This is a genomic window from Vibrio lentus (genome assembly GCF_002875945.1).
GTDB classification, from domain to species: Bacteria; Pseudomonadota; Gammaproteobacteria; order Enterobacterales; family Vibrionaceae; genus Vibrio; species Vibrio apostichopi.
In genome coordinates, this window is sequence record NZ_MCZK01000144.1 from 29,955 (window position 1) to 43,291 (window position 13,337).

General features: G+C 45.5%; 10 protein-coding genes. 1 reads left to right on the top strand and 9 read right to left on the bottom strand.

Going from position 1 to position 13,337, the window contains the following annotated elements; all coding sequences use genetic code 11:
• Positions 1-94: 94 nt before the first annotated feature.
• From phnD to BCT49_RS16315, 9 genes are all read right to left on the bottom strand, one after another.
• Positions 95-1,135, bottom strand: a complete 1,041-nt coding sequence (gene phnD / locus BCT49_RS16275; protein ID WP_004732989.1) for a phosphate/phosphite/phosphonate ABC transporter substrate-binding protein — start codon at positions 1,133-1,135, stop codon at positions 95-97.
• Positions 1,136-1,435: 300 nt separating this feature from the next.
• The gene (locus BCT49_RS16280) at positions 1,436-2,656 is read right to left on the bottom strand and encodes a glycerophosphodiester phosphodiesterase family protein (protein WP_102436613.1); all 1,221 of its coding nucleotides are present in this window, start codon (positions 2,654-2,656) and stop codon (positions 1,436-1,438) included.
• A gap of 295 nt (positions 2,657-2,951) precedes the next feature.
• Positions 2,952-4,304 (bottom strand): sigma-54-dependent transcriptional regulator, encoded by a 1,353-nt coding sequence (locus BCT49_RS16285; RefSeq protein ID WP_102436615.1) that lies wholly within the window; start codon positions 4,302-4,304, stop codon positions 2,952-2,954.
• Positions 4,301-6,274, bottom strand: a complete 1,974-nt coding sequence (locus BCT49_RS16290) for an ATP-binding protein (RefSeq protein ID WP_102436617.1) — start codon at positions 6,272-6,274, stop codon at positions 4,301-4,303. Before BCT49_RS16290 ends, BCT49_RS16285 begins: the two co-directional genes overlap by 4 nt.
• A 442-nt stretch (positions 6,275-6,716) precedes the next feature.
• Complete coding sequence (gene dgcA / locus BCT49_RS16295; RefSeq protein WP_102436619.1) at positions 6,717-7,703, bottom strand: N-acetyl-D-Glu racemase DgcA; 987 nt, start codon at positions 7,701-7,703, stop codon at positions 6,717-6,719.
• 57 nt (positions 7,704-7,760) lie between these two features.
• The gene (gene dgcN, locus BCT49_RS16300; RefSeq protein ID WP_102436621.1) at positions 7,761-8,768 is read right to left on the bottom strand and encodes an N-acetyltransferase DgcN; all 1,008 of its coding nucleotides are present in this window, start codon (positions 8,766-8,768) and stop codon (positions 7,761-7,763) included.
• A 91-nt stretch (positions 8,769-8,859) separates the two neighbouring features.
• Complete coding sequence (locus tag BCT49_RS16305; protein WP_102436623.1) at positions 8,860-9,765, bottom strand: LysR family transcriptional regulator; 906 nt, start codon at positions 9,763-9,765, stop codon at positions 8,860-8,862.
• 83 nt (positions 9,766-9,848) lie between these two features.
• A complete protein-coding gene (locus tag BCT49_RS16310) occupies positions 9,849-10,685 on the bottom strand; it encodes an SGNH/GDSL hydrolase family protein (protein ID WP_102436625.1) in 837 nt (278 codons plus the stop codon).
• 86 nt (positions 10,686-10,771) lie between these two features.
• On the bottom strand, positions 10,772-11,284 hold the full coding sequence (locus BCT49_RS16315; protein WP_102436627.1) for an RNA methyltransferase: 513 nt from the start codon (positions 11,282-11,284) through the stop codon (positions 10,772-10,774).
• Between the two features lie 274 nt (positions 11,285-11,558).
• On the opposite strand from BCT49_RS16315, the gene BCT49_RS16320 reads away from it, so the two are divergent.
• The gene (locus tag BCT49_RS16320) at positions 11,559-13,220 is read left to right on the top strand and encodes a methyl-accepting chemotaxis protein (RefSeq protein WP_102436629.1); all 1,662 of its coding nucleotides are present in this window, start codon (positions 11,559-11,561) and stop codon (positions 13,218-13,220) included.
• Positions 13,221-13,337: the final 117 nt, after the last annotated feature.

Here is a 13,337-nt window from a genome sequence, read left to right on the forward strand (position 1 = left end):
GCCCTACCCGCGAGGGCATAGATTTATAGTTGAGGTAAGTGTTTTGGGAGACCTAGGCCTGATATAAAACCTAAGTCTTCTTTGGAACCAAGAATTAGCCGTTGTTTGCTTGTTTTGCTAGCTCAGCGGCTTTTTTCTTTGCACGTTTAGCCGCATCTTTTTCAGCCAATTTCTTCAGGCCAGTTTTTGTGTAAGCCGTACCTGTCGCATGAGCGATATCACGAATCACATCCCACTCTTCTTTGTAGCTGATTGGAGAGAAACGGTCGGCACCTTTAAACGATGCGCTCATTTCTGGTGTAAAGCGGTAGCTAAAGAAAGCCTCGTTGATCTTCTCAACGAGTTCTGGTTTTAGGTTGTAAGCATAGCCAAACGCAGACGTTGGGAAGCGTGGGCTACGGTAGATGATCTTCAGTTCAGAATCATCGACACGACCTGCTGCAACCATACGATCGTAAACGTCCGATGCCACAGGTGCCGCATCATAGTCTCCGTTGAACACACCGAGAATAGATTGGTCATGCTTACCTGAGTAAAGCACTTTGTAATCTTCATCTGGCACTAGGCCTTTCGCTGGGAATAACGCACGAGGAGCTAGGTTGCCAGAGTTGGAAGATGCAGAAGTATGTGCAACCTTTTTGCCTTTCAGATCAGACATTTTGTTAATGCCGCTGTCTTTACGCACAATCGTGATTAGGTTGTAGCCTTGGAAGCCAGACTCGTCGCCTTTCACTGCGATAGGAACGTAACCCGCGAGGTTAACTGCGTAGCCAGTCGGGCCAGTAGAGAAACCTGCAACATGCAGTCGACCAGAACGCATCGCTTCTACTTGTGCAGAGTTTGAGTGCACCGTGTAGTAAATCACTCGCTTACCCGTGATTTTACTTAGGTGAGCTTGGAAGTCGGCAAACGCATCTTTGTATAACGCTGGGTCTTCTACCGGCGTGTAGGTAAACACAAGCGTACTTGGGTCGTTCCACTCATCTGGATTCTTTGGTGAATCGGCGACCAAATCTTGGTTTTCATCACAGTATCGATCGTCTAACACACCACGACTAGAGCAGTCGCTTGCCATAGCCATTGAAGGAAGTAGTAATGAGCTAGCGATTAACAGTCCTTTAACACTGATTTTCATATTCAAACCTTACTTTTACTTATTGTTGAAAGTCACCTTCGCTATTGCAGCCTTTGTGCCACCTTTTAATTCCATTAATTTCAACAGCTTAAAATCAACCCCAAATTGGAAAATTACTTTTGTGTCATTACTGTCCAAGCAAGAAGTGTCTATTTGGGTCATTTCTGTCTCACCAATTTCGGTGGTAAAAAAAGAGCCCGAAGGCTCTTTGGTTCACTGCTTTTTCTCTTATTATTCTTTGGCTAAGTGCTCTCTTTACAAACGCTATAATTAGCGACGTAACAGCGCTCTCTGAATAGCCTAAGCGTCGCTGTCCATGCAGTTTGCGTAATAAGTTACCGTTGCAGGCCAGTCGCTGAATACGCCCATAACACCGACATCTTGCGCCAGTACATCAAGCATTTTCATCATGTCACCATCATTGTTGATGCCGTCTTTCACGCTTTGGTAATACCAACCGCCGCCTTGCGCTAGTGGGCCCGAACGCTCAAGTGTCCATGCAATAATCTCAAGGTCAGCATCCTTTGCCAGTTTCGCGTAGTTTGACGCAACCAATTCGTTGTTCTCACCTAGTTCAACCAAAGCAAACAGAGGTGGCGCGATGATATTCACACCCGCATCGTGAAGCTCTTTCATGTTTTCAACAGACGCGACAAAGTCCGCTTGCTCATAGACACGGTCGTCAAGATAAACGGCTTGCTTACCGAACTTAGGCGTCTCATTAACCCAGTACTTCACATCATCTAAGTTGAATGACTGCAAGTAAGTCTCCGAAGGCTCAAAGCCCGCCTCTTTCAGCTCATCCACCAGCTTCTGCGCGTACATCTCTTGGCTAAAACCATTAAAAGGCATTTCTACCGCCGCCAATTTCAGCTCAGGAGTCACCTTTACGCCGTGCTCTTTAAACAATGCCGCACTTTCGGCGTGTGTCATCAGTGTGCCACTTTGGCTGTAAAGATCCGTTCTCCAACCAGGTGTGCCATTCATGTACTCTTCGACAGTGGTTGCTTTTGGATTCGCACCATCCATTTTCCCTTTCAGGGTTTTAAACTCCGCTAGCGTGAAATCAGAGGTACGACACTCAACCTGCGCATCTTCGCCTGTCGCCGGGTTGGCTGGCGTGAACGGTGTTGAACACTTCTTAGCGAGATCTGGATGCGCCAAAACATCGGTTGTGGTGTGCAGATCACTTTGAGAGTGACGACATACCAACGCCTTGTCTTTGGTGAAAGTCACATCACATTCCACGACGCCTGCGCCCATTTGAATAGCCGCTAAGTAGGATTCCTTGGTGTGCTCAGGAAACTGCATCGCAGCTCCGCGATGTCCAATAGAAAAATCACTACGATGAAAAGGTCCTTCACTGCAACTCAACAGCTTGGTTTTCAAAGGGCTCTCATCCATATTGTTCACTAAAAAGAGGGGACGAGGACCTAAGTCGGCTGATTCTGCTGCGGCCCATGCCGTCATCGAGCTCACACCGAGTATCAGAGCAATCGAGCCTTTCAGTATTTGCTTCATGTTTGTATCTCCTTGCAACAAGCAATTATTTTTCTAACTTCCTTTATTCGATCATTCAGTGTTGGATAGCTGTCATATATAGATAGTTGTCATATAAATTTGGGCTCAACACCGAATAACCTCATGTGAACGTATGCCACAATGTAGTGATTGCACGCATTGTGCCAAATGTTAAAGCCCTTTTATTACAATTACTTGAAACAGTTAACCATTCGACTAAAAGTTAAATGGGTCATTGTTGTCTTTTGCATTTTCTTTTAGTTTTGGTTTTCCATTTAACAAACAACTGAACCAACTAGGCCTTGAAACTCTCTTTATCCAATTGATGTTTCTTCATTTTTCGATAAAGCGTTTTGCGTGGTAGGTTCAGCTTGCTTGAGACCTCATTGATATTGCCTGCGCTCTCTATCAACGCTTCAGTCAGAACATTTCGTTCGTACTGTTCCATCTGTTTTTCAAAAGCGAAATCTTCTCCGGACGACTCACAAATCGGCGATTGAAGATCAAAGCCATCACCAACAATACCGAGCACAAACCGGTCGGCGACATTGCGTAATTCGCGCACGTTACCCGGCCATTCGTGTCGACATAATTGCTGTATTTGTTCGGGATAAATCGTTGATGGGCGTGTCTTGTATTTGTGGCTCGCTTGAATCACAAAGTGGCGGAACAACACCTGAATGTCCTCTTTGCGTTGACGCAATGCGGGAAGATTTAAGCTAGCAATATTGAGGCGATAGAAGAGATCGGCTCTGAATTCACCCGTTTCGCTCAAGCTCGCGAGATCAGCTTTGCTGGCGGCTACCACCACGATATCGACCGGGATTAACTCGTTACCACCAACGCGCTCGATCATTCTTTCTTGAATGACGCGCAGCAGTTTAATTTGTACCGCAATCGGCATGCTTTCTATTTCATCAAGAAACAGAGTACCGCCATTGGCTTGTTCTATTTTGCCAATGCGTTTCTTGTTGGCACTGGTAAACGAGCCCGCTTCATGACCAAACAACTCACTTTCGATAATGCTTTCTGTCATCCCACCACAGTTGATCGCAACAAAGGGCTTCGCCTTACGACGGCTAAATTGATGCAACGCGCGAGCAATCACCTCTTTGCCCGTTCCTGTTTCGCCGTTGATGATGGTATCAACACCAGTATGAGACAGTGCGAGCACTTGCTTACGTATCGTATCCATCGCTTTTGATTGGCCAATAACCACCGTTTCAATCGGTAACTCAGCTTCCTCATCACCGTCTGTAGCTGCTGGGCAATTGTGCTGAGACTGTGCCAACGCTAAATCGAGCTTCTCTACCAGCTCACTGGCATTAAGTGGCTTTTCTAAAAAGTCGAAAGCCCCTAGCTTCATTGCCTCTATCGCCATGGGAATATCTCCATGGCCACTCATCAACAATACAGGAACGTTAGCGGCTCTATGTTGAATTGAACTCAGCAGCGTAAGCCCATCCACCTGTGGCATTCGTACATCACACAATACAACCGACTGGCTGTTTGCTTTGAGCGATTTAAGGCCAAGGTTAGGGTCGGTAAAAGTCGTCACGCTAAACCCTTCTAGCTCCAACATTTCACTCACGGCTTCAACGACATCGATTTCATCATCGATTAGAACTATGTGTTTTTCTGCAGTCATGAGGCTATGCCTTTTGGTAGAGTGACGATAAAAGTAGTGCCTTGGTGTTCAACGGATTCCACGTGAATCGAGCCGCCAAAGTCTTTTATGATGTTGTATGCGATAGACAAACCGAGCCCAAGCCCCTTACCTGTTGTCTTGCGGGTATAAAATGGATCAAACAGATGCGGAATGTCCTCTTCAGGTATCCCTGATCCGTTGTCCATAACCAAAATCTGGATGGTATTCGAATGCTCTTGAGTGGAGATGCTGAGCTCTGGTTGCTCTCTGTGCTCAACGGCATCCAGAGCATTGCTGATCAAATTCACCAGTACCTGTTCTAAGCGAATGCTGTTGGCTCGAACCACCTGGTCGCTTTGTGGTGAATACTGTATCGACACTGCGCTCTGTCTGGTTTCAAACAGGTCAATTGCATCACCGACGACCTTATCCAATTCAACGTTATCAATCTTGCCATCGCTCTTACGCGAGAAGGCTTTTAAGTGACGAGTTATCGCAGCCACTTTGTCTAACAAGACCTCGATCTTTTTCAGGTTCTCTTCTGCCCTGTCTGGCCTTTGCTTACCTAACCATAATTGAGCACTTCGAACGTGACTGTTCACTGCGGTCAGAGGTTGATTGATCTCATGCGTGATCCCGACACTTAATTGCCCAAGCGCAGCCAGTTTTCCGGCTTGGATTAACTCGTCTTGAGTCACTCGTAATTTTGCTTCGGCTAAGGTACGTTCTTCTACCTCTGCTTCTAATTTACGATTGGTTTGCTTAACAACTTTAGCCGTGGTCTGGAATACCTTTAGGTACTTGGCCATTTGCGTCACTTCGTCTTTGCCACGAATGGAAACCTCGGTATCTAAATGGCCGGTAGAAATCGCGAACATGTTGTCTTTGAGCTGTAAAAGCCGTTCTAAAATACTCTTACGTACGTAGAACCACGAAATGGCAGCGGCAGCCAACACGCTAAACAGAGAAAGAAAAAGAGAGAGTTGCTGATTCGATTGTAAAGACAGCTGCGCTTGTTGAATCGATTGGTCAATATTGCTATTCACCTTGCTGGTGTTGCTTTCGATTTGCACGGTTAACTGATTCAAATGTTCGCGGCTGTTTTGCAGGAAATACTGCTCTTGATAGAGATGATCAAGCGCCTTGTTTTTGAGTCCATACAAGCTGCTATCACTTGAGGCGAGGTTATAAATCACCGTGAGTTGATGATCTAACTCAGGAAAATCACGTCTTAAATCACCACTGACCCAAAGTTTCCACCACTCTTCACCTACCTGTTCCAAACGGTAACTGGTGTAATCCAACTCATTAAAGCTGGAGTCGTTATACAGCTTCTCTACCAAGCCTAATTGGTAATAAAGCAGAGATTTCAACTGGGTATATTGAATTTGATCTTTGGCTGACTCAGGCAAACTATCGAGTGAATCACTGGCTTGTTGCAATAGCGGATAAAAGCCTTCAAGCAAATTACGAAGTTCTTGATTGAGTTGTTCTGACTCAATCTCACTTTGATACAACAGACTAAGACTATTATTAACTTGGGCAATAAGATCTTTAAAATAGGCATGATAATCAGGGAATTGAACCATAACACTATTCATCACTGAAATGGCTTCTTCAATTTTAAGCATCGCCTGTTTACGCTCTAAATTAGATTCAGCATCACTGAGTTGAGATGAGGTTGTGATAATCACACGCACCATATCATTAAGGCGTGCAGCGTTATCTAAGGCGGGGATTTCACTCTCTTTTAATTCAACGAGGCGTTGGTTTAGATCGTCAAAAGTAAAGCTAGAAACAACTGAAAGGAAGATGGTGGTCATCGATAGCATAGCAAATGCCAACACCAAACGCAGTTCGATGCCTTTCCAACCAAACCACTTGCGACGCGGGATTTTGATCGAAAACGGGCGTTCAAAACTGTCTTTATTTTCTATCACCTCGGAGACATGACTACTCACTCGCTCCACCCTCTTCTCATCAATAATCCATAGGAATTGGTCAATGATTCAATCAGTTAGGGCTTGAGCCTTACTTAGGTTTGCATCAAATAGCTTTAGTGAAACTATTAAATGAAGAGTAACCATTAACATTTCACATAAGATATCATAACAATTATTTTATAAAGCTTAGGTTGTCTGTTTTGCGATAATAGAAAGTGACCGCACCGACAGAAATGTGATTACTTTATCAATACCAGTCGAGTAAAGTGAATTCATCAGTCTCAATTAAGCAGTAAAACTCACGTAATATTAATCAGTTAAGGTTTATTGATACCAACAAAAAATCGCACAAGCTTTCACTCATGCGATTTCATTTATGTTGTGACTCTCAACAAGGAACTAGGCAACTAGCGATTAGTAACGAGCAACGAGCAACGAGCAACGAGCAACGAGGCCATGCTTAACGATCTTAGAGAATGATCATCCCATCTCGATAAGTCAGTGCTGGCGAAACATCTTGCCCGAGTAACACAGGGCCATCGAGGTCGACAATTTCAGATTGAACCGCAATAGGTAGTGCTGCGCGCATCGCCAATGAGGTGCCAAGCATGCAACCCGACATCAGAGTAAAACCGAGCCTTTGAGCTTCTTCAGCAAGTACCAAAGCTTCGGTCAAACCACCGGTTTTATCTAGCTTGATATTGACCATTTCATACTTGCCTAACAACGCTGAAAGTTGCGAAGTAGTGTGACAGCTTTCATCAGCACACAGTGGGATCGGGTGATTGATGTGTGCCAGTGATGCATCATGCTGCTGTGGCAAAGGTTGCTCGATCATCGCGATATCAAACTCAGTCAGTTGATTGAACAACTCTTCGAGGTTCAACCCTGTCCACGCTTCATTAGCATCCAGTACAATCTGAACATCTGCCGCAGCTTCTCGCACAGCGCTAACACGCTCGACGACTTGCTCGCCATCAAGCTTTACTTTCAAGAGCTTCGCACCATTCGCCACATAATCTCGCGTTTGTGTCGCCATAGCTTCTGGTGTGCCAATGGAGACTGTCATTGCAGTAACGATTTGATCAGGCAACTCGAACAAGCTATTTGGGAAAATCTGTTCATTCTGCTGCGCTTCAAAATCCCAAAGCGCACAATCGACCGCATTTCGCGCTGCCCCTCCGGTCAATAAAGACTGAAGATGATCTCTCAACTCAGCGGGATCGGTAATACCTCGTTCAAACATAGCTTCAAGTGCGCTAGACGCTTGTTGGATTTGCGCCAATACAGACTCTGATGATTCGCCATACCTTGGGTAAGGTGTGCACTCTCCCTGAGCTTGTTTGCCATCATGTTCAACGTAAACACGAACAACGTGACACTCAGTTCGGCTGCCTCGAGAGATGCGAAAAGGCGTTTGCATCGCGATAGTAATGGGTTCTGCTGTAATCTTCATAATTTCACTCGGTTGATGTTCGCTTTAACAAATGGAAACGTAGAAATGATGAAGTCGTTAAAGTGAATGTCGCAAATGATCAGTAATGTGTTGTACACCAAAACGCACTGGGTCCGTCACTGGTACTTGATAAAGTGTGGTCCATTTTTGGCACAATGTCTCAGCATCTTCAATGCTAATCGCCGATGTGTTTAAACAGATGCCGACCAGTTTCACGTCTGAATTCGTCAATCGCGCGGCTTGCAAGTTAGCTTCAATGGTCTGTTCTATGCTTGGCAATTGAGCGTGGGGAAGGTTGCGAATATGTGGTCGCCCGACTTCATGGCACAGCACCAAAGCGTCGGCTTGCGCACCATGCAATAACCCTAAACTCACGCCTGAAAAAGACGGATTGAACAACGAACCTTGGCCTTCAATGATGTCCCATTCGTGGTCAGTAAAATCGGGGCTAATCGCTTCAACCGCGCCAGAAATAAAATCCGCAACCACAGCATCAATCGAAATACCGCTGCCTTCAATCAAGATACCTGTCTGTCCTGTCGCTTTAAACTGAGCAGATGTTCCTACTTGTTTAAGCGATTTTTCAATGGCCAACGCCGAGAACATTTTTCCTACTGAGCAGTCTGTTCCGACCGTAAGAAGGCGCTTACCCTGACGAGGCTTACCGTTACCAACGTCTAGATCACCATCAAAATGGCGTACATCATGAAGCTTAGTCAATCCTCGCTGTTGCATGTCAGCAAGCGGTGAAAATTCACTCAAGCGTTGGTGCATGCCCGATGCAATCTCAAATCCCATTTCTGCTGCTGCCATTATGGTTGGCTGCCAAGAATCAGGAATAACGCCACCTGGGTTTGCCGTGCCAATCACTAGAGTTTTCGCACCCTGTGCTTGTGCCTCTTGTAAGGTCATGTCCGCTAAGCCAAGAGAAACCGTATCGTCTGTTAAACGCAGTTGGCCTAGGCAGATCTCTGGTCGCCATTGGTGAATACCTCGGGCTGTTTTTGCTGCGAGTGGGTCGGTAACATCCCCAAGAAAAAGAAGGTAAGGTTGAGCGATAGACATGAGCGTTCCTAATTAATAAGTCCTTATATGGATTTACTTTAATTAAGAATTTGAAGGCTGCCGAATACCTATTTATCGCGTGCCTATAACCTTAAGTTATGGAGTGAGTATGGCTCTTCAATGAAGCGATAAATTGCTTAACGGAAATCGACTGTGGCGTGTGTTCCGCACACAGAGTCGAGACCGAAAACTCTATGTTTGGCTGAAGTCGCAGCACGCAAACCGAATCGTCATGTTGATATTGCTCTGCCGTCCACGGGTCAACAATCGCAAACCCTGCTTGGTGCTTGACCAGTTCCGCAGCAGCGCTGTATCCGCGTACCGATATTGGATGATGATAATGCTCATCTAGCGCAACAAGGCTTTGATGGAGCAGCAAACCCAGTGGGTCGCGACTATCAAGCCCGATGATTGGCAACGGATAGTTGATCAAATCATCGAGGGTTAATTTTGCGGGTAAGTGATCAACCGTATTGGATGGAACCAGAACCTTGAGTGATTCAGTTAATAACGTTTCACTTAATATGCCAGGCGGCGTTTCATCCCCAAACGCGATGGCAATATCGAGCTCATGCTTCAATAAGCCAGCACACAGTTCATCACGGTTGGCGGTCAGTAACTCAAAAGAGAGAGCTTGTTTACTGCCATTTTGCTCGCGAGACATTTGGGCGATCACCGGAGTCAGCAATTTGGTCGCCAGAATCGGCGGCGCACCAATACGTAAGTGCTGATGGCCTAGCTTCACTTTGTTGGTTAGAGATCGAAATTGCCCCAGTTGTTGATAGACCTTCTCCGCTTCTGGTAACAAGGTTTTCGCCTCAACCGTTGGTACTAACCGACCTTTCACACGCTCGAACAATCCAAACCCAAGTTGTTGTTCTGTGTGCGCCAAAATACGGGTCACATTAGGTTGCGACACATGCAGATTGCGCGCAGCCCCAGATACGGTTCCGGTCTGCATAATGGCGTAGAAGACTTCCAACTGTCTTAGGTTCAAATTGATGTCCTATGGTTCACAAAAAAGCTAACACGTTCAGGTATCGATCCAAGAGGTCAATTACCTAGTAGTAAGTAGTGAGTTTAGTTTAATAGCTCTTCAATCTTAGGCTGGAGCACTTTCGACCAAACTTGATAAGCCTTCGCGTTCAAGTGTAAGTCATCACACGAGTACTCATTCGACAAAAGCTTATTAGGTGACAATACTGAATTCACATCTAAGAATGCCATGCCTTGCTGAGTGCAGTACTCGCTTATTTTGCTATTGAGCAGTTCCACTGAAGGATTCAATCCTTGCAGTTTAGAGCCAACATAAAGCGTTGATTGCACCAAGATACGAATATCATTTTCTTGCCACATTTTAAGCATATCAACGTAGTTCTGGTAGATATGGTCGACATCATAACCCTGAGCTAAATCGTTTATCCCTGCCATGAAGCACACCAGCTTTGGCTTCACGTTCAACGTGGTATCAATGCGGCGTAACATACCTGTGGTGGTATCGCCTGCTAGGCCACGATTGACCATCGAAACATCCCGGAAAATATCTGCCCACGGTGCCCACTCGGTGATCGAATCACCAAACATCACTAAATCAGCATTCGGAGAGAAATGGCGATGATTGTCTGATGTCATGATGTAGCGGCTCATGCTGTGACCTCGCTGTTGAATCTCAGACTGAATAGCGACCGCTTTAAGGATCACGCCATTCGGTGTGGTGCTATCAAATTGAGAAAGTACACCTTCGATATGCGGCTTTAATGGACTAAGTTGGGTGCTCAATTGATGATGTTCTTTAAGGGAAGATAACCTCTCTAGTAATGCATACAGAGAGCGGTTTTGACCAACGTCTTGGAATAACTGATATAAATCGAGGACAGGGTGTTGTTGCAGCGCGGCAAGTAATTGCTTGTCTTCCATGGTGTTATCTAGCCCTTCAATTATCTGGTGATGAACTCAAGATAATATCCGATTGCTCACGGGATAGATAACACTACAAGAAGGATTTACTTTTCTTTAATTAATAGGTGATTACGGTTATCACGGCTTTTCTTGATCAGCTCGTTGCTCTCGTCCATTTCATCTGACTTTGCAAGGCGATCGTAAAGCAGCACGTTAACGGTCGCGGCCAAATTCATGCAACCAACCGTTGGTACGTACACAACGTGATCCGCTCTATCGGCTACATCTTGAGAAATGGAACCGTCTTCAGGGCCAAAAATATAGATAGCATTTTCTGGGTGTTTAAAACGCGGAAGCGGTGTTGCCCCTTCAGCCAACTCCACACAGACAATCTGAGTTTCCGCATCAAGGTTATCTAGAAACGACTCAACACCCGTTAGTGGAATTGTACGAGTTGCACTCTTGGTGTCGGTATGGAACTTAACCGCTTTTTCGTAGCGTTGCCCTGTGTATTTAACTTCGTCGACTTGGTAACAGCCAGCCGCGCGCATAACAGCACCAACGTTAGTCGGGCTCTTTGGGTTAGTTAAACCAATAGTCACATAGCTTTTGTTCATGAATCTTCTCACTTAACGAATAGACATAGCAGGGTGCTACAAAGCGTCGCATTCTAACAAAGCAGCGCCGAATTCAAAAGCATCGAAGTAATCTCACTTTTTCTTTCTTAAGCCCCTAGTTGCAAGGCATCTCTCATTAAAAACCTAACCACTATCATATTTATAAAACAAAAACATTCTAGGGTAACAATTAGACAACAAGTCCATTTACATTTTTAAATCACATTAATAATGTGGTCAAAACCGCATTGAACAATTGCACAGGAAGCGCTAAATGACCCTAACCATCAAGAACCGCCTTTATATTCTCTCTTTCATTCCCCTGCTACTAATGGCAATTGGGATGATGAGCGTGACGTATATGAAGAGCACCGAGCTAACCGCACAACAAGTAGAATCGACGCGTAGCAATATGATGGCGATGAAAGAAAAAGAACTCAAAGCGTACCTACAAATGGCCTACTCTTCGATCAGCCCATTTATAGATAAAGGAGCGACACTGGAAGAGGCTCTGCCTACATTAAGAACGCTAGAATATGGTGAGTCTGGTTATATTTTCGGTTATGACTCTAAAGGCGTTCGAGTCGTTGTTGGGCAAAACAATGATGGTATTGGTAAAAACTACTACGACCTTCAAGACAAAAAAGGCAACTACTTAATCCGCGACCTGATCAAAAACTCAAAATTAGGTGAGTTCACCACTTACTACTTTCCAAAACTGGGTCAGTCCGAAGCTTTACCAAAACTCAGCTATTCGATTTTCATTCCGCAGTGGGATTTAATGCTCGGTACGGGTTTTTACACTGACGACATCGATGCTGTGATTGCAGAGATGAAAGCGAGTTCAAATGTCGCACTGCAAAGCTCACTCACTACTATTGCGATTTTCTGTGGCTTGATCGCTCTTGTAGTGGCAGTTTTCGCCGTTGCCGTGAACCGCACGATCATGCAACCACTCGAGCAGTTTGACCGCTCAATTAGCGCCTTTGCTAGCGGTGAGGCCGATCTAACAGCTCGAATGGAAGCATTCAAAGCACCAGAGTTCACCAAGCTCAGCGAGAACTTCAATGCCTTTGTGGCAAGCCTACAAACCATCATTCGCAGCGTCAGTGATGTGGGTCAGCAAGTGGTTTCAGAAACCAACAGCATGTCTTCTCGCGCCGCTCAGGTAGATGAGATTGCTACAGGCCAGCGTGAAGAGACCGAACAAGTTGCAACAGCAATGACCGAGATGACCACAACCGCGCAAGAGATCTCGAGCAACGCAAGCCAAGCGGCTGACTCAGCGAAATTAGCAGAAAACAATGCCAAAGAAGCGCAACAGATAGTCAACGCAGCTGCCGATTCGGTTGCAGGGCTTGCAAGTGAAGTATCCGAAGCGAATACAGTCGTATCACGCTTGGAAGGCGATGTTCAAAACATCTCGTCTTCACTGGCCGTTATTCAAGATATTGCCGAACAGACCAACCTTTTGGCTTTGAATGCCGCGATCGAGGCAGCACGTGCTGGCGAACAAGGTCGTGGATTCGCAGTGGTAGCGGATGAGGTTCGTAAGCTGGCAAGTCGTACTCAAGAAAGTACGGGGGATATTCATAAAATGATTCAGCAGTTAAAAGCCGCTTCAGACGCTGCCGTAAAAGCCATGGACTCAAGCCAAAATAGAAGTGCTCAGACCGTAGAAGAAGCTAATGCCGCAGCCGCAGCACTGGCGAAGATCCAAGCATCGATTGATACCATCATGGACATGAACTCGCTTATTGCCACAGCCACGGAACAGCAAAACATTGTCGGCCAAGAGATATCTCAACGCATTGTGGTGATTTCAGATCAAAGCTCACAATCGGCATCACTGGCGAATCAAAACCGCACCGGTAGCCAAAACTTAAACACCCGCGCCAATGAGCTATACCACTTGGTGGATCGCTTTACGGTCTAATACATTTACGTTCGATTGAATAGCAAATAAACGCGACAAAACGTTCAAAGCTTTTCGAATCAAATGCAATAGGGCTTCAGAATCATCATTCTGAAGCCCTATTTTTTATCGCAGAGT

Coding starts and splice junctions, on each gene's coding strand:
- BCT49_RS16320 (WP_102436629.1), top strand. CDS start 11,559: ATGACCCTAACCATCAAGAACCGCCTTTATATTCTCTCTTTCATTCCC.
- BCT49_RS16280 (WP_102436613.1), bottom strand. CDS start 2,656: ATGAAGCAAATACTGAAAGGCTCGATTGCTCTGATACTCGGTGTGAGC.
- dgcA (WP_102436619.1), bottom strand. CDS start 7,703: ATGAAGATTACAGCAGAACCCATTACTATCGCGATGCAAACGCCTTTT.
- BCT49_RS16285 (WP_102436615.1), bottom strand. CDS start 4,304: ATGACTGCAGAAAAACACATAGTTCTAATCGATGATGAAATCGATGTC.
- BCT49_RS16315 (WP_102436627.1), bottom strand. CDS start 11,284: ATGAACAAAAGCTATGTGACTATTGGTTTAACTAACCCAAAGAGCCCG.
- dgcN (WP_102436621.1), bottom strand. CDS start 8,768: ATGTCTATCGCTCAACCTTACCTTCTTTTTCTTGGGGATGTTACCGAC.
- BCT49_RS16310 (WP_102436625.1), bottom strand. CDS start 10,685: ATGGAAGACAAGCAATTACTTGCCGCGCTGCAACAACACCCTGTCCTC.
- phnD (WP_004732989.1), bottom strand. CDS start 1,135: ATGAAAATCAGTGTTAAAGGACTGTTAATCGCTAGCTCATTACTACTT.